The sequence below is a fragment of the Citrobacter sp. Cc139 genome, assembly GCF_030334645.1.
GTDB classification, from domain to species: domain Bacteria; phylum Pseudomonadota; class Gammaproteobacteria; order Enterobacterales; family Enterobacteriaceae; genus Citrobacter; species Citrobacter werkmanii.
This window is the reverse complement of record NZ_JAOWDM010000090.1, coordinates 39584-60064: the sequence shown is the minus strand read 5'-3', so window position 1 is coordinate 60064 and position 20481 is coordinate 39584. Positions and strand designations below refer to the sequence as shown.

General features: G+C 50.4%; 14 protein-coding genes, 2 tRNA genes and 1 other RNA gene. 10 read left to right on the top strand and 7 right to left on the bottom strand.

Annotated features, from left to right (window positions below):
• Positions 1-124 precede the first annotated feature (124 nt).
• Genes OGV69_RS16460 through narI form a run of 4 tightly spaced genes read left to right on the top strand, consistent with a single transcriptional unit; the run spans position 125 to position 6787 of the window.
• Entirely contained in the window at positions 125-3868 is a 3744-nt protein-coding gene (locus OGV69_RS16460) for a nitrate reductase subunit alpha (RefSeq protein ID WP_069324653.1), read from the top strand.
• Positions 3865-5403: a nitrate reductase subunit beta gene (gene narH / locus OGV69_RS16455; RefSeq protein WP_038641118.1), complete on the top strand. Its 1539-nt coding sequence runs from the start codon at positions 3865-3867 to the stop codon at positions 5401-5403. The genes OGV69_RS16460 and narH overlap by 4 nt, the downstream gene beginning before the upstream one ends.
• Positions 5400-6110, top strand: coding sequence for a nitrate reductase molybdenum cofactor assembly chaperone (gene narJ, locus OGV69_RS16450; RefSeq protein WP_069324652.1), 711 nt, complete (start codon positions 5400-5402; stop codon positions 6108-6110). Before narH ends, narJ begins: the two co-directional genes overlap by 4 nt.
• On the top strand, positions 6110-6787 hold the full coding sequence (gene narI, locus OGV69_RS16445) for a respiratory nitrate reductase subunit gamma (RefSeq protein ID WP_069324651.1): 678 nt from the start codon (positions 6110-6112) through the stop codon (positions 6785-6787). Before narJ ends, narI begins: the two co-directional genes overlap by 1 nt.
• Positions 6788-6983: 196 nt before the next feature.
• Here the strand turns inward: narI and OGV69_RS16440 are convergent.
• The 5 genes from OGV69_RS16440 to OGV69_RS16420 all read right to left on the bottom strand — a co-directional run bounded on the left by OGV69_RS16440 (position 6984) and on the right by OGV69_RS16420 (position 8882).
• Positions 6984-7068, bottom strand: a tRNA-Tyr gene (locus OGV69_RS16440).
• 37 nt (positions 7069-7105) lie between these two features.
• Positions 7106-7190 (bottom strand) — tRNA-Tyr (locus OGV69_RS16435).
• A gap of 28 nt (positions 7191-7218) precedes the next feature.
• Positions 7219-7360: non-coding RNA, RtT sRNA (locus OGV69_RS16430), on the bottom strand.
• A 168-nt stretch (positions 7361-7528) separates the two neighbouring features.
• On the bottom strand, positions 7529-8371 hold the full coding sequence (gene purU, locus OGV69_RS16425; protein WP_006684274.1) for a formyltetrahydrofolate deformylase: 843 nt from the start codon (positions 8369-8371) through the stop codon (positions 7529-7531).
• 55 nt (positions 8372-8426) lie between these two features.
• Positions 8427-8882, bottom strand: coding sequence for a YchJ family protein (locus OGV69_RS16420; protein WP_038641113.1), 456 nt, complete (start codon positions 8880-8882; stop codon positions 8427-8429).
• 111 nt (positions 8883-8993) lie between these two features.
• Here OGV69_RS16420 and rssA point away from each other — a divergent pair, with 111 nt between their 5' ends.
• The 3 genes from rssA to galU all read left to right on the top strand — a co-directional run bounded on the left by rssA (position 8994) and on the right by galU (position 12121).
• Positions 8994-9905: a patatin-like phospholipase RssA gene (gene rssA, locus OGV69_RS16415; RefSeq protein ID WP_069324649.1), complete on the top strand. Its 912-nt coding sequence runs from the start codon at positions 8994-8996 to the stop codon at positions 9903-9905.
• 89 nt (positions 9906-9994) lie between these two features.
• Complete coding sequence (gene rssB / locus OGV69_RS16410; RefSeq protein ID WP_038641109.1) at positions 9995-11008, top strand: two-component system response regulator RssB; 1014 nt, start codon at positions 9995-9997, stop codon at positions 11006-11008.
• A 204-nt stretch (positions 11009-11212) separates the two neighbouring features.
• Positions 11213-12121 (top strand): UTP--glucose-1-phosphate uridylyltransferase GalU, encoded by a 909-nt coding sequence (gene galU, locus OGV69_RS16405; protein ID WP_038641107.1) that lies wholly within the window; start codon positions 11213-11215, stop codon positions 12119-12121.
• A gap of 138 nt (positions 12122-12259) precedes the next feature.
• On the opposite strand, the gene hns is transcribed toward galU, so the two are convergent.
• A complete protein-coding gene (gene hns / locus OGV69_RS16400) occupies positions 12260-12673 on the bottom strand; it encodes a histone-like nucleoid-structuring protein H-NS (protein WP_003020723.1) in 414 nt (137 codons plus the stop codon).
• Between the two features lie 631 nt (positions 12674-13304).
• On the opposite strand from hns, the gene tdk reads away from it, so the two are divergent.
• Complete coding sequence (tdk, locus tag OGV69_RS16395) at positions 13305-13922, top strand: thymidine kinase (protein ID WP_038641106.1); 618 nt, start codon at positions 13305-13307, stop codon at positions 13920-13922.
• A gap of 239 nt (positions 13923-14161) precedes the next feature.
• On the opposite strand, the gene adhE is transcribed toward tdk, so the two are convergent.
• Positions 14162-16840 carry a bifunctional acetaldehyde-CoA/alcohol dehydrogenase gene (adhE, locus tag OGV69_RS16390; RefSeq protein WP_038641104.1) on the bottom strand — a complete coding sequence of 893 codons (2679 nt, stop codon included), beginning with the start codon at positions 16838-16840 and terminating at the stop codon, positions 14162-14164.
• 487 nt (positions 16841-17327) lie between these two features.
• Here adhE and ychE point away from each other — a divergent pair, with 487 nt between their 5' ends.
• Both ychE and oppA read left to right on the top strand, forming a co-directional pair.
• On the top strand, positions 17328-17975 hold the full coding sequence (ychE, locus tag OGV69_RS16385) for an NAAT family transporter YchE (protein ID WP_038643209.1): 648 nt from the start codon (positions 17328-17330) through the stop codon (positions 17973-17975).
• Positions 17976-18748: 773 nt separating this feature from the next.
• On the top strand, positions 18749-20380 hold the full coding sequence (gene oppA / locus OGV69_RS16380) for an oligopeptide ABC transporter substrate-binding protein OppA (RefSeq protein WP_069324647.1): 1632 nt from the start codon (positions 18749-18751) through the stop codon (positions 20378-20380).
• Positions 20381-20481 lie beyond the last annotated feature (101 nt).

Sequence of the window (20481 nt, the reverse complement as noted above, 5' to 3'; positions counted from 1 at the left end):
ATTTTTCATCCCTGTCTGCCTTGATCGTTATCAATTCTCACGCCCTTTCAGAGCGTTACCTTCGCTGGCAAATAAGCAATGTCGATTTATCAGAGAGCCGTCAGGCTCCTACAGGAGAAAACCGATGAGTAAATTCCTGGACCGGTTTCGCTACTTCAAGCAGAAGGGCGAAACCTTTGCCGATGGGCACGGCCAGCTTCTCAATACCAACAGGGGCTGGGAGGACGGATATCGCCAGCGTTGGCAGCATGACAAAGTCGTGCGTTCAACCCACGGCGTAAACTGCACCGGTTCATGCAGCTGGAAAATCTATGTGAAAAATGGTCTGGTGACCTGGGAAACCCAGCAAACTGACTACCCACGCACCCGTCCAGATATGCCAAACCACGAGCCTCGCGGCTGCCCGCGTGGTGCGAGCTATTCCTGGTATCTCTACAGCGCTAACCGTCTGAAATACCCGCTGATGCGCAAACGTCTGATGAAGATGTGGCGTGAAGCCAAAAAACTGCACAGCGATCCGGTAGATGCCTGGGCATCCATTATCGAAGACGCCGACAAAGCAAAAAGCTTCAAACAAGCGCGTGGTCGTGGCGGCTTCGTTCGCTCCTCCTGGCAGGAAGTCAATGAACTGATTGCCGCTTCTAACGTGTACACCATCAAAACCTATGGTCCTGACCGCGTCGCAGGCTTCTCGCCGATCCCGGCGATGTCGATGGTTTCTTACGCATCCGGCGCACGCTATATGTCGCTGATTGGCGGTACCTGCCTGAGCTTCTATGACTGGTACTGCGACCTGCCGCCGGCTTCTCCGCAAACTTGGGGCGAACAGACCGACGTCCCTGAATCCGCTGACTGGTACAACTCCAGCTACATTCTTGCATGGGGTTCTAACGTCCCGCAGACCCGTACTCCGGATGCACACTTCTTTACTGAAGTTCGCTATAAAGGCACCAAAACGGTAGCGATTACGCCGGACTACGCAGAAATCGCCAAACTGTGCGACCTGTGGCTGGCGCCGAAGCAGGGGACCGATGCGGCGATGGCAATGGCGATGGGCCACGTCATGTTGCGCGAGTTCCACCTCGATAACCCGAGCCAGTACTTCACCGACTACGTTCGTCGTTATACTGACATGCCAATGCTGGTGATGCTCGAAGAGCGCGACGGCTATTATGCTGCTGGTCGTATGCTGCGTGCAGCGGATCTGGTTGACTCTCTGGGCCAGGAAAATAACCCGGAATGGAAAACCGTCGCTATCAACAGCAACGGTGAAATGGTTGCGCCAAACGGTTCAATTGGTTTCCGTTGGGGCGAAAAGGGTAAATGGAACCTCGAGCAGCGCGACGGTACATCGGGCGATGAAACCGAACTGCAACTCAGTCTGCTCGGTAGCCAGGATGACATCGCTGAAGTCGGCTTCCCCTATTTTGGCGGCGAAGGTACCGAACACTTCAATAAAGTTGAACTGGAAAACATTCTGCTGCACAAATTGCCGGTTAAACGTCTGCAACTGGCCGACGGTTCTACCGCGCTGGTGACGACCGTTTACGATCTGACCATGGCCAACTACGGTCTGGAACGCGGTCTGAACGATGAAAACTGTGCAACCAGCTACGATGACCTGAAAGCGTATACGCCGGCATGGGCAGAGAAAATTACCGGTGTATCGCGCGCTCAAATCGTGCGCATCGCCCGCGAATTTGCGGATAACGCCGATAAAACGCACGGTCGTTCGATGATTATCGTCGGTGCAGGTCTGAACCACTGGTACCACCTCGATATGAACTATCGCGGCCTGATCAATATGCTGGTGTTCTGCGGCTGTATCGGCCAGAGCGGCGGTGGTTGGGCCCACTATGTCGGCCAGGAAAAACTGCGCCCGCAAACCGGCTGGCAGCCGCTGGCGTTTGCGCTGGACTGGCAGCGTCCGCCTCGTCATATGAACAGCACCTCTTACTTCTATAACCACTCCAGCCAATGGCGCTATGAGACGGTTACCGCACAGGAATTGCTGTCCCCGATGGCAGACAAATCCCGTTATAGCGGTCATTTGATTGACTTCAACGTTCGCGCTGAACGAATGGGGTGGTTACCGTCTGCACCGCAGTTAGGGACTAACCCGCTGCGTATCGCTGAAGAGGCGAAGAAAGCCGGCATGACGCCGGTGGATTACACCGTTAACGCCCTGAAAGACGGTTCTCTTCGCTTTGCGGCGGAACAGCCGGAAAACGGCAAAAATCATCCGCGTAACCTGTTTATCTGGCGTTCCAACCTGCTCGGATCTTCCGGTAAGGGCCACGAGTACATGCTGAAGTACCTGCTGGGCACTGAACACGGTATTCAGGGGAAAGATCTCGGCCAGCAGAGCGGCGTGAAGCCAGAAGAAGTGGAATGGCAGGACAACGGACTGGACGGCAAGCTGGATCTGGTGGTGACGCTGGACTTCCGTCTGTCGAGTACCTGTCTGTATTCCGATATCGTGCTGCCGACCGCAACCTGGTATGAAAAAGACGATATGAATACCTCGGATATGCATCCGTTTATTCATCCGTTGTCTGCCGCCGTTGACCCGGCCTGGGAATCGAAGAGCGACTGGGAGATCTATAAAGCCATCGCGAAGAAATTCTCTGAAGTGTGCGTGGGCCACCTCGGTAAAGAAACCGACGTTGTTACGCTGCCGATTCAGCACGACTCCGCCGCTGAGCTGGCGCAGCCGCTGGACGTGAAGGACTGGAAAAAAGGTGAGTGCGACCTGATTCCTGGCGTTACCGCGCCGCACATCATGACCGTAGAGCGTGATTATCCGGCAACCTATGAACGCTTTACCTCCATCGGCCCGCTGATGGAAAAAATCGGTAACGGCGGGAAAGGGATTGCCTGGAATACCCAGAGCGAAATGGATCTGCTGCGTAAGCTCAACTACACCAAGGCTGAAGGCCCGGCGAAAGGCCAGCCCTGGCTTAATACCGCCATTGATGCCGCCGAGATGATCCTCACCCTGGCACCGGAAACTAACGGTCAGGTAGCCGTTAAAGCCTGGGCTGCGCTGAGTGAATTTACCGGTCGTGACCATACGCATCTGGCGCTGAATAAAGAAGACGAAAAAATTCGTTTCCGCGATATACAGGCGCAGCCACGCAAAATTATCTCCAGCCCGACATGGTCAGGCCTGGAAGATGAACATGTGTCTTATAACGCCGGTTATACCAACGTTCATGAGCTGATCCCATGGCGTACGCTGTCTGGTCGCCAGCAGTTGTATCAGGATCACCAGTGGATGCGTGATTTCGGTGAAAGCCTGCTGGTTTACCGTCCGCCAATCGATACCCGTTCAGTGAAAGCGGTGATCGGCGAGAAGTCTAACGGTAACCCGGAAAAAGCGCTCAACTTCCTGACGCCGCACCAGAAATGGGGTATCCACTCCACCTACAGCGACAACCTGCTGATGCTGACATTGTCACGCGGTGGTCCGATCGTCTGGATGAGTGAAACGGATGCGAAAGACCTGGGTATCGAAGATAACGACTGGATCGAGGTCTTCAACAGCAACGGTGCATTAACTGCCCGCGCTGTTGTCAGCCAGCGTGTGCCGGCCGGGATGACCATGATGTACCACGCGCAGGAACGTATTGTTAACCTGCCGGGTTCAGAAATCACCCAGCAGCGCGGCGGGATCCACAACTCGGTGACTCGTATTACGCCGAAACCGACCCATATGATCGGCGGCTATGCACAGTTGGCCTACGGCTTTAACTACTACGGCACCGTCGGTTCAAACCGCGATGAGTTCGTCGTTGTACGTAAGATGAAGAACATTAACTGGTTGGATGGCGAAGGCAATGACCAGGTACAGGAGAGCGTAAAATGAAAATTCGTTCACAAGTCGGCATGGTGCTGAATCTTGATAAGTGCATCGGCTGCCACACCTGTTCAGTGACCTGTAAAAACGTCTGGACCAGCCGTGAAGGTATGGAGTACGCCTGGTTCAATAACGTGGAAAGTAAGCCTGGCGTAGGTTTCCCCAATGACTGGGAAAATCAGGAAAAATGGAAGGGCGGCTGGATCCGTAAAATCAACGGTAAACTGCAACCGCGCATGGGTAACCGTGCGCTGCTGCTGGGTAAAATCTTTGCTAACCCGCATCTACCGGGTATGGATGACTACTACGAGCCGTTTGATTTCGACTATCAGAATCTGCACACCGCGCCGGAAGGCAGCAAAGCGCAGCCGATTGCCCGTCCGCGCTCGTTGATTACCGGTCAGCGGATGGACAAAATCACCAGCGGTCCGAACTGGGAAGAAATTCTGGGCGGCGAATTCGAAAAACGCGCCAAGGACCAGAACTTCGAAAACATGCAGAAGGCGATGTACGGCCAGTTCGAAAACACCTTCATGATGTACCTGCCGCGCCTGTGCGAGCACTGCCTTAACCCGGCGTGTGTGGCGACCTGCCCGAGTGGTGCTATCTACAAGCGTGAAGAAGATGGCATCGTGCTGATCGACCAGGACAAGTGCCGCGGCTGGCGTATGTGCATCACCGGCTGCCCGTACAAGAAGATTTACTTCAACTGGAAGAGCGGGAAGTCCGAGAAGTGCATTTTCTGCTACCCGCGTATCGAAGCGGGTCAACCGACCGTTTGCTCCGAAACCTGTGTTGGCCGTATCCGTTATCTCGGCGTACTGCTGTATGACGCAGATGCGATCGAAAGCGCGGCCAGCACTGAGCACGAAAAAGATCTGTACCAGCGTCAACTGGACGTGTTCCTCGATCCGAACGATCCGGCTGTCATTGAACAGGCGCTAAAAGATGGTATTCCACTGAGCGTCATCGATGCTGCACAACAGTCTCCGGTTTACAAAATGGCGATGGACTGGAAGCTGGCGCTGCCGCTGCATCCGGAATACCGCACGCTGCCGATGGTCTGGTACGTGCCGCCTTTGTCACCGATTCAATCTGCCGCCGATGCGGGCGAGCTTGGCAGCAACGGCATTCTGCCGGATGTAGACAGTCTGCGTATCCCGGTTCAGTACCTGGCGAACCTGTTGACCGCTGGCGACACTCAGCCGGTACTGTTGGCGCTGAAACGTATGCTGGCAATGCGTCACTACAAACGTGCGGAAACTGTTGACGGAAAAGTTGATACCCGTGCGCTGGAAGAGGTGGGATTAAGCGAAGCGCAGGCACAGGAAATGTATCGTTACCTGGCGATTGCTAATTACGAAGATCGTTTCGTGGTGCCAAGCAGCCATCGTGAATTGGCCCGTGAGGCATTTCCGGAGAAAAGCGGTTGTGGCTTTACCTTCGGCGATGGTTGCCACGGTTCTGATACCAAATTCAATCTGTTCAACAGCCGCCGCATCGACGCTGTTGATGTGACCAGCAAAACGGAGCCGCACCAATGATTGAACTCGTCATTGTTTCGCGTCTGCTCGAGTACCCGGATGCTGCCTTATGGCAGCATCAGCAGGAGCTTTTCGATGCACTCGCGTCATCTGAGAACCTGGATAAAGAGGATGCCCAGACCCTGGGCGTTTTCCTGCGCGATTTAACCGCGCAGGACATGCTGGATGTTCAGGCCGCCTACAGCGAACTGTTTGACCGGGGCCGCGCCACATCGCTGCTGCTGTTTGAACATGTTCACGGGGAGTCCCGCGATCGCGGTCAGGCGATGGTTGACCTGATGGCACAGTATGAGCAGCACGGTTTACAGCTCGACAGCCGTGAACTTCCCGATCATCTGCCGCTGTATCTGGAATACCTTGCGCAGTTGCCGAAAAGCGAAGCGTTAGGTGGTTTACAGGATATCGCACCGATTCTGGCTTTGCTCAGCGCTCGCTTGCAACAGCGTGACAGCCGTTATGCGGTGCTGTTTGATCTGCTGCTAAAACTGGCGAATACCGTTATCGACAGCGACAAAGTGGCTGAAAAAATTGTGGATGAAGCGCGTGATGATACACCACAAGCGCTTGATGCGGTCTGGGAAGAAGAGCAGGTGAAATTCTTCGCCGATCAGGGGTGTGGCGAGTCGGAAATCTCCGCTCACCAGCGTCGTTTTGCCGGGGCCGTTGCGCCGCAGTATCTGAATATCACCACCGGAGGACAGCAATAATGCACTTCCTGAATACGTTCTTCTTTGACATCTATCCGTACATCGCGGGTTCTGTCTTTCTGATCGGTAGTTGGCTGCGTTATGACTACGGGCAATATACCTGGCGCGCGGCGTCCAGTCAGATGCTGGATCGCAAAGGGATGAACCTGGCGTCAAACCTGTTTCATATCGGGATCCTGGGCATTTTTGCCGGGCACTTTCTGGGCATGTTGACGCCGCACTGGATGTACGAAGCGTGGCTACCGCTGGAAGTGAAACAAAAGATGGCTATGTTTGCGGGCGGCGCCTCAGGCGTGATGTGTCTGGTCGGCGGCGTGTTGCTGCTGAAACGTCGTCTGTTCAGCCCACGCGTGCGGGCCACCACCACTGGTGCGGATATTCTGGTGCTGTCCATTCTGGTTATCCAGTGTACCCTTGGCCTGCTGACCATTCCGTTCTCCGCTCAGCATATGGACGGTAGCGAGATGATGAAACTGGTGAACTGGGCGCAAACTGTGGTGACCTTCCACGGCGGCGCGTCTGAATATCTGGATGGCGTGGCGTTTATCTTCCGTATGCACTTGGTGCTGGGTATGACGCTGTTCCTGCTGTTCCCGTTCTCGCGTCTGGTGCACATCTGGAGCGTTCCGGTCGAGTATCTGACCCGCAAATACCAGATTGTACGCGCGCGTCACTAATCGGTTATCTGTGTAAGATAAAACCCTGCTCCGGCGGGGTTTTTTTATGCCTGTGTGCCGGATGGCGGCGTAACCGCCTTATCCGGCCTACGTAGACGTCAACTCTCTGTAGGCCTGATAAGCGCAGCGTATCAGGCCTATTGCGGGCACGATAGGGCATTGCAGTTGGATTGGGTGTTAATGCTTTATGAAATGATGGTGGTGGGGGAAGGATTCGAACCTTCGAAGTCGATGACGGCAGATTTACAGTCTGCTCCCTTTGGCCGCTCGGGAACCCCACCAGGGGTATACTTATTTTTGAGAACTTACAAAAATGAATGGTGGTGGGGGAAGGATTCGAACCTTCGAAGTCGATGACGGCAGATTTACAGTCTGCTCCCTTTGGCCGCTCGGGAACCCCACCACAGGGTAAATTCATTATGCTGCTTGCATTCTATAGCGGGAAGGATTATTCGGAGCTAAAGCTCCTCACCCTTCGGGCCGTTGCCTGCGGCAACGTTCTCTCACTATCGCTCGAGTCGAACCTTGAAGTCGATGACGGCAGATTTGCAGTCAGCTCCCTTATGATCGCTCGGGAACCCCACCACGGGGTAATGCTTATTACTGGCCTGCTTCTGTTGGAAGCGGGGCGCATCATAACAGATGATGCGCCCCTGTAAAGTATTCCGTTGATAAAAAAGAACTGGTTGCCTGATTTTTACGCGTAAAGATGTAAAGGTAACCAATTAAATTATCAATCGATTACAGAATGATCGTTCGGTTACCGTAAACAAATACGCGTTGAGCCAGAACCTGATACAGCGCGCGACTTAATACATTTTTTTCAACGTCACGGCCGGCACGCATCATGTCTTCTGCGGTGTAGGTGTGATCAACATGAATTACGTCCTGCATAATGATAGGGCCTTCATCGAGGTTATCATTCACATAGTGGGCCGTTGCGCCAATGATCTTCACCCCGCGCTCGTAAGCCTGGTGGTATGGGCGAGCGCCAATAAATGCCGGCAGGAATGAATGGTGAATATTGATAATCTTATTCGGGAAGCGTGAAACAAAGGTCGGCGTCAGTACGCGCATGTATTTTGCCAGCACGACATAATCAGGTTGGTGCGCGTCGATAGCATCGGCCATTTTCTGGTCGTGTTCGTCACGGGTTAAACCTTCGTGACTGACCAGTTCAAACGGAATATCAAAGCGCTCAACCAAAGGACGCAGCGTCTCGTGGTTGCCGATCACCGCAGCGATTTCAACATCCAGCCCGCCATAATTGGCCTTCATTAACAGATCGCCCAGACAATGCGCTTCCTTGGTCACTAAAATAACGATACGGCGGCGTCCTGCCGGCGTTAATTCACGGATGGAACCATCTGGTAAGGCGCTATCAAGATCGGCAAGCAGCGTGACATCATTAAAAATGCCCTCCAGCTCGGTACGCATAAAAAAGCGCCCGGTACGGTGGTCCACGAACTCATTATTCTGCACGATATTCAGTTCATGCTTGTAACAGATATTTGTAATGCGCGCGATCAGACCTTTTTGGTCCGGGCAAATAGTACGCAGCACTTTTCGTTGTAATGAATGCATTTGCAGCGGTGATCCTATTGAGAATGTTTGCAAAATTGATACTGTCGGGCGTTGATTAGCCGCAGCACTTCTTAAATTTTTTACCCGAGCCACAAGGGCAGGTGTCGTTTCGTCCAATTTGAGGGCGTGTACCGTCTATATAGTACCACTGACCGTTTTCTTTTAAAAAACGAGAGCGTTCGATAATTGCGCCAGTTTTTCCCTGTTCAGAAAACCGCGCGACAAAACTGACGTAGCCAATATTTTCTGAATCTGCCGTGTGTTGCTCAAAAACGGTCAGCCCAAGCCATTCGGTATGCGTAAATCCTGCGATAATGTCGTCACGAAACGCAGCGGCATGGCAGTCCGGATGCCAGGTCTTTATAAGGTAATCTGCGTCTTTCATCACAAAAGCGCAGTAACGAGAACGCATGAGGTGTGACGGCGTAGGTGCTACTTGCGCGCCGGACACATAACGGTAGCAACATAGGCTATACTCGACAGCGCTACCACAGGGACAAAGCTGAGACACAAAGTACTCCCTGGAATAAAAAAACGGCGTAAAAACGCCAGGGTGGCACTATGTTAACTGAGCGGTAGCGATGTTGCTACGTCTGCAAGCCAGGGGAAGTTTGTACGTACAATGAGAAAAATTAAAATTGGGCTGGCGCTAGGTTCCGGCGCGGCGCGCGGCTGGTCGCATATCGGCGTGATTAAAGCCCTTAAGCATATGGGGATTGATGTTGATATTGTGGCAGGGTGCTCCATTGGCTCGCTGGTTGGCGCTGCCTACGCCTGCAATAAGTTGCCTGCACTCGAACAGTGGGTTTGTTCATTCAGTTATTGGGACGTCTTACGCCTGATGGATCTCTCCTGGCGCAGGGGAGGACTACTGCGCGGAGAACGGGTGTTCAACCAGTACCGTAATGTCATGCCAGTAGAAGCGATTGAACAATGCACACGCCGTTTCGCAACTGTTGCAACCAATTTAAGTACGGGTCGGGAACTCTGGTTCACCGAAGGTGATTTGCACCTGGCTGTCCGGGCATCCTGCAGTATTCCTGGTCTGATGTCCCCTGTAGCGCATAATGGCTACTGGTTGGTCGATGGCGCGGTGGTGAATCCCGTCCCCGTTTCCCTGACGCGTGCGCTGGGCGCCGATATCGTTATTGCGGTCGACCTGCAGCACGATGCGCACCTTATGCAGCAAGATTTACTCTCCTTCAACGTCAGTAGCGATGCTGAATCAGGCGATGGCGCTGACGAACTCTCATGGCATGGCCGTCTGAAAGAGCGTCTGAGCAACATTACGGCGAGGCGGACAGTGACCGCGCCGACGGCGATGGAGATCATGACAACCTCTATTCAGGTTCTGGAAAATCGTCTGAAACGTAACCGTATGGCTGGTGACCCGCCTGATATCCTGATTCAGCCGTTTTGTCCGCAAATATCCACGCTGGATTTCCACCGCGCCAGTGCAGCAATTGCTGCCGGGCAGTTGGCGGTTGAGAAGAAAATGGATGAGCTTCTACCTCTGGTGAAGACCAACGTCTAGGCATTTTTTATCAATACTTAAGTTAAATCTGACAGGCGTGAGTAGCAATAGCATGCCACTATTTATTAAAGCCAGTCAGGGGGGAGAATATGACGCAGCCATTGGTCGGAAAACAGATTCTTATCGTTGAGGATGAGCCGGTATTCCGCTCACTCATGGACTCATGGTTTTCCTCTTTGGGAGCGACAACGGCGGTGGCCGGCGATGGGCTTGAAGCACTGGATTTACTTGGCCATTTTACGCCTGACTTGATGATCTGCGACCTGGCAATGCCACGAATGAACGGTCTTAAACTGGTTGAGTATTTACGCAATCGGGGCGATCAAACGCCAATACTGGTGATTTCAGCGACGGAAAACATGTCTGATATAGCCAAAGCGCTGCGACTCGGTGTGGACGACGTTCTTCTGAAACCGGTGAAGGATCTTAATCGTCTGCGAGAAACGGTTTTTGCGTGCCTGTATCCCAATATGTTCAATTCGCGGGTTGAAGAAGAAGAGCGGCTGTTTCGCGACTGGGATGCCATGGTGGACGATCCTGCTGCTGCAGCAAAGCTGTTGCAGGAGCTACAGCCTCCTGTATCACAAGTGATTTCACAATGTCGCATAAACTATCGGCAATTGGTTGCCGCCGATCAACCGGGACTGGTGCTGGATATTGCGCCGCTGTCGGATCACGACCTTGCTTTTTATTGTCTGGATGTCACGCGGGCAGGGGATAATGGCGTGCTGGCCGCATTATTACTGCGAGCCCTATTTAACGGTTTGCTGCAGGAGCAGCTGACGCAACAAAATCAGCGGTTGCCAGAGTTAGGGGCGTTATTGAAACAGGTGAACCATTTGCTGCGTCAGGCTAATTTACCCGGCCAGTTTCCCTTGCTGGTAGGGTATTACCACAGCGGGTTAAAAAACCTGATTCTGGTATCAGCAGGACTGAATGCGACATTAAATACCGGTTCCCATCAGGTACAAATCAGCAATGGCGTACCGCTGGGAACGCTTGGCAATACCTATCTTAATCAGTTGAGCCAGCGTTGTGAGTCATGGCAGTGCCAAATTTGGGGGGCGGGTGGTCGCCTGCGCCTGATGTTGTCTGCGGAATGAACAATTGAGCGAGAGAGGAATGAAATTGCTTCACCTCCCTCATGCTGCGAGTGCTACTATCAGCGCCAGATTTATTCGTATTTGTCTTAATTATACCGACGTGCGTCCTTTTCAGACCAGAGGCTTACCGCTGTACTGATATACTTGGATGCGATACAGATTGATGAACACGTTCAATACATGAACAGTCCAGGAGAGTTTTAAATGGCTGCTATTAATTCAAAAGTCAAAAAGGCCGTTATCCCGGTTGCGGGATTAGGAACCAGGATGTTACCGGCTACGAAGGCAATCCCGAAAGAGATGCTACCGTTGGTTGATAAGCCATTAATTCAGTACGTGGTAAACGAATGTATTGCTGCGGGTATCACTGAAATTGTACTTGTAACTCACTCGTCTAAAAATTCCATTGAAAACCACTTCGATACCAGCTTTGAGTTAGAAGCTATGCTGGAAAAACGTGTAAAACGTCAGTTGCTGGAAGAAGTGCAGTCTATTTGTCCGCCGCATGTCACTATTATGCAGGTACGTCAGGGGCTGGCTAAAGGTCTGGGTCACGCAGTATTGTGCGCGCACCCGGTTGTTGGCGATGAGCCGGTTGCGGTTATTCTGCCAGACGTAATTCTGGATGAATACGAATCAGATTTATCCCGTGAAAACCTGGCCGAAATGATTCATCGTTTTGATGAAACCGGCAGCAGCCAGATTATGGTCGAGCCCGTAGAAGATGTTACCGCTTATGGCGTAGTGGATTGTAAAGGCGTTGAATTAGCGCCGGGCGAAAGCGTGCCGATGGTTGGCGTTGTTGAAAAGCCGAAAGCGAATGTTGCGCCATCTAATTTGGCGGTCGTGGGCCGCTATGTTCTCAGTGCGGATATCTGGCCTCTGCTGGCAAAAACCCCTCCGGGAGCAGGTGACGAAATTCAGCTCACTGACGCTATCGATATGCTGATTGAAAAAGAAACGGTTGAAGCCTATCACATGAAGGGCAAAAGCCATGACTGTGGTAATAAGCTGGGCTATATGCAGGCGTTCGTTGAATATGGTATTCGCCATAATACCCTCGGCGCTGAATTTAAAGCCTGGCTGGAAGAAGAGATGGGTATTAAGAAGTAACCACCAGTAATTATCAGGTCAGAGCGGCGCTGTTAATCCAGCGCCGTTTTTTTTATACCTAATCCGGGTAGGGGCCATGCGAAGTACAGGTAAAAAAAATCCCGCCAGTGGCGGGATTTTAAGCAAACTATTTCTGAATTATTCCTTGATCAGGAAATCGTCCAGTTGTTTACCTTGTTCTTCCATCGCTTTTTTGATCACAGCCGGTGTACGACCCTGGCCAGTCCAGGTTTTAGTTTCACCGTTTTCGTCAACATAGCTATATTTAGCCGGACGCGCAGCGCGTTTAGCTTTGGTGCCAGATTTAACAGCAGCCATGCTATTCAGCAGCTCGTTCGGATCAATACCGTCAGCAATCAGCATTTCACGATATTGTTGCAGTTTACGAGTACGTTCTTCAACTTCAGCAGCGGCAGCGCTTTCTTCTTCACGACGCTCGCTAACTACAACTTCTAATTTTTCCAGCATTTCTTCAAGCGTTTCCAGAGTACATTCTCTTGCCTGCGCACGAAGAGTACGGATGTTGTTCAGAATTTTAAGTGCTTCGCTCATTGTAGTAATCTCAAACTTATATTGGGGGTGGTTTGTTGAGCTAATAATAGAGCGATAATTTCAGTTGTGCAATAGCCAGGAATGTAAGGAATTCAAAATTGCGCTTTATTTAGTATCAGAATTAATTCCTCTGTCTTAAATTCATCCGTGATGTTGGGCATAAAAAAGGCTTATTGGCGGGGGGGCTTCTCAACGGTTGAGAGTAAAAATTCAAGATTCAGGTCACATTTTATCGTGTTCAAATAGTATCACTTTGCAGTGATTTCAACCTTTTGTATTAGTTTTGCTTACGTGAATTCGCTATTACATGGCGGCGGTGGGGCGATTCAATAACAATAAGGGAACGGTTTCTTAATTGTCGACCCTTGATAAGCGAGGCCGATCAATTTCATGAGCACTATTTGTGAAAGAATGTGTATATACGGTTCAGCTCCAGCCTGTTTGGGTTAAGATGTCGCGCTATCATACTCCCAGCCATAAAGAGCACCTGCATTCTCTGGTTATTAAGGCGGCACTGAGCGAGTCGGTACGCTTCTTTATACGTCTTTCGGGACAACGCTGCACCGACATGTTCGTGAAATATGCTACAATCCCGCCCATATTTATTTCCCCAGATGAGGGCCTACGGTCAATGGCACAGCTATATTTTTACTATTCTGCAATGAATGCCGGTAAGTCGACTGCATTGCTGCAATCTTCGTACAATTATCAGGAACGTGGAATGCGCGCTGTAGTATATACAGCGGAAATTGATGACCGTTTTGGCACTGGAAAAGTAAGTTCACGTATAGGTCTGTCGTCACCTGCAAAATTGTTTAACCAAAATTCATCATTGTTCGAAGAGATTCGCGCCGACAATGCGCAGCAAAGAATTCACTGTGTACTGGTTGATGAGTCTCAGTTTCTGACGCGACAACAGGTTTATGAATTATCTGAAGTTGTCGATCGGCTGGATATTCCCGTGTTGTGTTACGGTTTACGCACCGATTTTCGTGGTGAGCTATTCTGCGGCAGTGAATACCTGCTTGCGTGGTCAGATAAGCTGGTTGAATTAAAAACTATTTGCTTCTGTGGCCGTAAGGCCAGCATGGTGCTACGTCTTGATCAGGCCGGAAGACCTTTTAACGAAGGCGAGCAGGTGGTTATAGGCGGAAACGAGCGCTATGTGTCGGTATGCCGTAAGCATTATAAGCAAGCGCAGTCTGAAGGCTCTCTGACGGCAATACAAGAACGACACAGCCACGATTAACCCTATGCGCTTCTGGGCGCTTATAAACACAGGGTAGGCCACAACCATTCATGCGTGTCTCTACCCTGTCACACGCTCTTCTGACGCCATCCTGGCTTCCTCCCTGCAAGTAATCTTCACCAGGCCATATCTCGCAAGTGGTGGAGTCAGGTATTACCTGATTTTGGTCGTGTAAGGTACAAAAAAAACGGTCCCGAAAAGGGACCGTTTATAGTCAGACTAAAACTTTACTGAAGGAATTAAGCGGATTTCTTCGCTTTTTTCTCAGCTTTCGGTGCAGCTACTGCTTCAGCCTTAGCGGTGGTTTCACCTTCGCTGTACTCACGGCCGTAGTAGGTATCCAGCAGAATCTGCTTCAGCTCAGCAATCAGCGGATAACGCGGGTTAGCACCAGTACACTGGTCGTCAAACGCATCTTCAGACAGTTTGTCAACGTGTGCCAGGAAGTCAGCTTCCTGCACGCCAGCTTCACGGATAGACTTAGGAATACCCAGTTCAGCTTTGATTTCGTCCAGCCAGCCCAGCAGTTTCTGAATTTTCGCGGCAGTACGGTCGCCCGGTGCGCTCAGACCCAGGTGGTCGGCGATTTCAGCATAGCGACGACGCGCCTGCGGACGGTCGTACTGGCTGAATGCTGTCTGTTTGGTCGGGTTGTCGTTCGCGTTGTAACGAATAACGTTACTGATCAGCAGGGCGTTCGCCAAACCGTGAGGAATGTGGAACTGAGAACCCAGCTTGTGCGCCATGGAGTGACATACACCCAGGAAGGCGTTCGCAAACGCAATACCGGCGATGGTCGCTGCACTGTGTACACGCTCACGGGCTACCGGGTTCTTGGAACCTTCGTGGTAGGACGCTGGCAGGTTTTCTTTCAGCAGTTTCAGCGCCTGCAGAGCCTGACCGTCAGAGAACTCAGAAGCCAGTACGGAAACGTAAGCTTCCAGAGCGTGAGTAACGGCATCCAGACCACCGAACGCACACAGGGACTTCGGCATATCCATCACCAGGTTGGCATCGACAATCGCCATATCCGGGGTCAGGGCGTAGTCAGCCAGCGGATATTTCTGACCGGTTGCATCGTCGGTCACAACCGCAAACGGTGTTACTTCAGAACCGGTACCGGAAGTGGTGGTGACGGCGATCATTTTCGCTTTCACGCCCATTTTCGGGAACTTGTAGATACGTTTACGGATATCCATAAAGCGCAGCGCCAGTTCTTCGAAGTGGGTTTCCGGGTGTTCGTACATAACCCACATAATTTTCGCGGCGTCCATCGGGGAACCACCACCCAGCGCGATAATCACGTCTGGTTTGAAGGAGTTAGCCAGCTCAGCGCCTTTACGAACAACGGTCAGAGTCGGGTCAGCTTCAACTTCAAAGAACACTTCGGTTTCAACGCCAGCCGCTTTCAGAACAGAGGTGATCTGGTCAGCATAGCCATTGTTAAACAGGAAGCGGTCGGTCACGATCAGCGCACGTTTGTGACCATCAGTAATCACTTCATCCAGCGCGATTGGCAGAGAGCCACGACGGAAGTAGATAGATTTCGGAAGTTTGTGCCACAACATGTTTTCAGCTCGCTTAGCAACGGTTTTCTTGTTGATCAGGTGCTTAGGACCAACGTTTTCAGAGATGGAGTTACCACCCCAGGAACCACAACCCAGAGTCAGGGAAGGTGCGAGTTTGAAGTTGTACAGGTCACCGATACCACCCTGAGAAGCAGGGGTGTTGATCAGGATACGCGCGGTTTTCATCATCTGACCGAAGTAAGCAACGCGTTCTGGCTGGTTATCCTGGTCGGTGTACAGGCAAGAGGTATGACCGATACCGCCCATCGCAACCAGTTTTTCAGCTTTGTCCACTGCGTCTTCGAAGTCTTTCGCACGATACATAGCCAGCGTCGGAGACAGTTTTTCGTGAGCAAACGGTTCGCTTTCGTCAACAACCTTAACTTCACCAATCAGAATCTTAGTGGTTTCTGGTACGGAGAAGCCTGCCAGTTCAGCAATTTTGTAGGCTGGCTGACCAACGATAGCGGCGTTCAGCGCGCCATTTTTCAGGATAACGTCCTGAACAGCTTTCAGCTCTTTGCCCTGCAGCAGGTAGCCGCCGTGAGTGGCGAAACGCTCACGTACTGCGTCGTATACAGAGTCAACCACGACAACAGACTGTTCAGAAGCACAGATTACGCCGTTATCGAAGGTTTTAGACATCAGAACAGATGCAACAGCACGTTTGATATCAGCGGTTTCGTCGATAACAACAGGGGTGTTACCTGCGCCTACGCCGATTGCCGGTTTACCGGAGCTGTATGCCGCTTTAACCATGCCTGGACCACCGGTCGCAAGGATCAGGTTGATGTCCGGGTGGTGCATCAGCGCGTTAGACAGTTCTACGGAAGGTTGATCGATCCAGCCGATCAAGTCTTTCGGTGCGCCAGCAGCGATTGCCGCCTGCAGAACGATGTCAGCAGCTTTGTTAGTGGCATCTTTAGCACGCGGATGCGGAGAGAAGATGATGGCGTTACGGGTCTTCAGGCTGATCAGCGATTTGAAGATAGCAGTAGAAGTCGGGTTAGTGGTTGGAACGATACCGCAGATGATACCAATCGGTTCAGCAATAGTAATGGTACCGAAAGTGTCGTCTTCAGACAGCACTCCACAGGTTTTTTCATCTTTGTAAGCGTTGTAAATGTATTCAGAAGCAAAGTGGTTTTTAATCACTTTATCTTCGACAATGCCCATGCCAGATTCGGCAACGGCCATTTTCGCGAGAGGGATTCGAGCGTCTGCGGCAGCCAGAGCGGCGGCGCGGAAGATTTTGTCAACCTGTTCTTGAGTGAAACTGGCATATTCACGCTGGGCTTTTTTTACGCGCTCTACAAGTGCGTTAAGTTCAGCGACATTAGTAACAGCCATAATGCTCTCCTGATAATGTTAAACTTTTTTAGTAAATCATCTGCTCGATACGAGAGTATAGACAGACCGACGAAAATTTGTGTAACGGTTTGAAAATCAAACGGTTAATTAACGTCCACTTTACCTTGATTTACTAAAAGAGCTTATACGCAAGCGCCAGATAACTTTTACGCTTTACCTCCAGGGGACGTAAGCAAGGTTACTCACTTCTGAGTAGTAATTGCGTGATCTGGATCAAGATTTCGCAAAGCTGACACCTTTCAGCAGGCCCTTTTAGCGTTTCTCGGTAAGTGTTAAAAAATTGAGGTGATGAATGCTAATCACATTAGCATATTTAATACATATTAATAACACTAAGTATTAGTAGCGTATTTACGTAGATATACGCAGATAGAAGGTGAAGTATGCTGACAAAAGGCGTATCTTCAGCGCGGATTTTTCCAATTTTTATGACTCATTTTATCCGGCTAACGCTTCGGAGCTAACCGTGATCCAAACGCTATTTGATTTTCCTGTTTATTTTAAATTTTTTATTGGGTTATTTGCCCTGGTTAACCCGGTAGGGATCATCCCGGTCTTTATCAGTATGACCAGCTACCAAACTGCGGCTGCGCGAAACAAAACCAATCTCACGGCAAACCTGTCGGTCGCTATCATCCTGTGGACTTCGCTGTTCCTGGGCGACGGTATCCTGCAACTTTTCGGTATCTCTATAGATTCGTTCAGGATTGCCGGCGGTATTCTGGTTGTGACTATCGCGATGTCGATGATTAGTGGCAAACTTGGCGAAGATAAGCAGAACAAACAGGAAAAATCAGAAACCGCCATTCGTGAAAGCATTGGCGTGGTGCCGTTGGCTTTGCCCCTGATGGCGGGACCGGGGGCAATTAGCTCGACCATCGTTTGGGGGACGCGTTACCACAGTGCGATTAATCTGTTTGGCTTTTTTATCGCGATTGCGTTGTTTGCCTTGTGTTGTTGGGGGCTGTTTCGCATGGCGCCGTGGTTAGTGCGCTTGCTGGGGCAAACGGGGATCAACGTTATTACGCGTATTATGGGGCTGTTACTCATGGCCTTAGGGATTGAATTCATTGTTACTGGTATCAAATCCATTTTCCCCGGTTTGCTTGCCTGATATTCCTTCTTCAGTATAAACGGAGCCGCTGTTGGTTCCGTTTCCTTTCATTATCAGTAAAACTTCTCACTAAAGTTGATAATCAGCATAACAATAATGAAAAATGCTGATGGTTAACGATTCGGTTATTCATTGATTTTATGGATATAACCCTCAGCGCTGCGTCAGAGGAAGCACGATATTGCTGTTATTTTATTAACATCATACTCTGGGGCTTGCTGTGGGATTATCGAAATGTTATTAGTTATTTCAGCGTTTTTTTTAGATGAATGTGCTAATTAATAATCAATTGTTAAATTTATGTGCATTTTGGCATGGTGTTGATACCGGACAGGGGCGTCAACTAAGCCCATCAGGCAATTCATTGATTATTAATGTTTTATTGCCATGAATTTTCATTCGTAAGCCTTTGCCAGTGAGATTTATTTCTAATAAAAGAGAATTGGTTAACAAATTTGTAAAATGTATTGGCGATGAAGAAACGCATTTGGTACTTTCCGGCCAGGTATTTTGCAGAAGAATTGACGTTGATGAGAATGATTTTCACTTGGTTTCTCTCAACAGGGTAATAGCGTGTTTCCGGCAGGGGAGACACGTAGATAATCGACGCAAGGCGGTCGTACGAATCGCCAGAATAAATAAAGTCGGTGATAGCAAGCAGTAAAACAATAAACCACCTGACGGCAGAAAATCTCCGGTGCCGTACAGGGATCCTGACAGGATTAACAGTCTGGTTAAAAAACCAGCCATAATAATGAGGGAGTACAAACACAATGACGAACATCACTAAAAAAAGTTTAGTAGCTGCGGGGATCCTCACTGCGCTAATCGCTGGAAATGTGGCCACGGCGGCAGTTGTGCCAGCGGGAGTGCAGCTTGCTGAAAAGCAGACTCTGGTGCGTAATAACGGTTCGGAAGTTCAGTCTCTCGACCCACATAAAATCGAAGGGGTGCCGGAATCCAACATTAACCGGGACCTGTTTGAAGGTTTATTAATCAGCGATGTCGATGGCAAACCATCGCCGGGCGTGGCTGAGAAATGGGACAATAAAGATTTTAAAGTCTGGACGTTCCATCTGCGTAAAGATGCTAAATGGTCTGACGGTACACCTGTTACCGCGCAAGATTTTGTGTACAGCTGGCAACGTTTGGCTAACCCAAATACTGCCTCACCGTACGCCAGTTATTTGCAGTACGGTCATATCGTTAATATTGATGACATCATCGCCGGTAAAAAGCCGGTCACCGATCTCGGTGTGAAAGCGATTGATGATCATACTTTTGAAGTAACCCTGAGCGAACCTGTTCCTTATTTCTACAAACTGCTCGTGCACTCTTCCGTTTCACCGGTTCCTAAAGCCGCCGTTGAAAAATACGGCGATAAGTGGACTCAGCCCGCCAACATTGTCACTAACGGCGCGTATAAACTGAAGGACTGGGTGGTTAACGAGCGCATTGTGCTTGAGCGTAATACCAACTACTGGGACAACGCCAAAACCGTTATTAACCAGGTGACCTACCTGCCAATTTCTTCTGAAGTGACAGACGTTAACCGCTATCGCAGCGGTGAAATCGACATGACCTATAACAACATGCCGATCGAGTTATTCCAGAAACTGAAAAAAGAGATCCCGAACGAAGTTCACGTTGACCCGTATCTGTGCACCTATTATTACGAAATCAACAACCAGAAAGCACCGTTCAACGATGTTCGTGTTCGTACCGCTCTGAAGCTGGCGATGGATCGTGACATCATCGTCAACAAAGTGAAAAACCAGGGCGACCTGCCTGCCTATAGCTTTACGCCTCCTTACACCGATGGCGCGAAACTGGTTGAGCCAGAGTGGTTCAAATGGTCACAGGAAAAACGTAATGAAGAGGCGAAGAAATTGCTGGCTGAGGCCGGTTATACCGCTGAAAAACCGTTGACCTTTGACCTGCTGTATAACACCTCAGACCTGCACAAGAAGCTGGCTATCGCCGCGGCTTCTATCTGGAAGAAAAATCTGGGCGCTAACGTCAAGCTGGAAAACCAGGAGTGGAAAACATTCCTCGATACGCGTCATCAGGGCAACTATGATGTTTCACGCGCGGGTTGGTGTGCGGATTATAACGAGCCGACTTCCTTCCTGAATATGGTGCTGTCCGACAGCTCCAACAACACGGTTCACTATAAGAGCCCTGCATTTGACAAGCTGATTGCAGATACCCTGAAAGTGACAGATGAAGCGCAGCGCAGTGAGCTGTATTCGAAAGCGGAGCAGCAACTGGATAAAGATTCTGCGATTGTACCGGTTTATTACTATGTTAACGCCCGCCTGGTGAAACCATGGGTTGGCGGATACTCCGGTAAAGACCCGATGGATAATATCCATGTGAAAGACTTGTATATTATCAAGCATTAATGGCAAGACGTGGGGCAATCAATTTTGCCCCACAGTGTCTTTTTTCATCGCACTATTCACACCTCTTCGAATGAAAAGGGGGATACCCTAAATAATTCGAG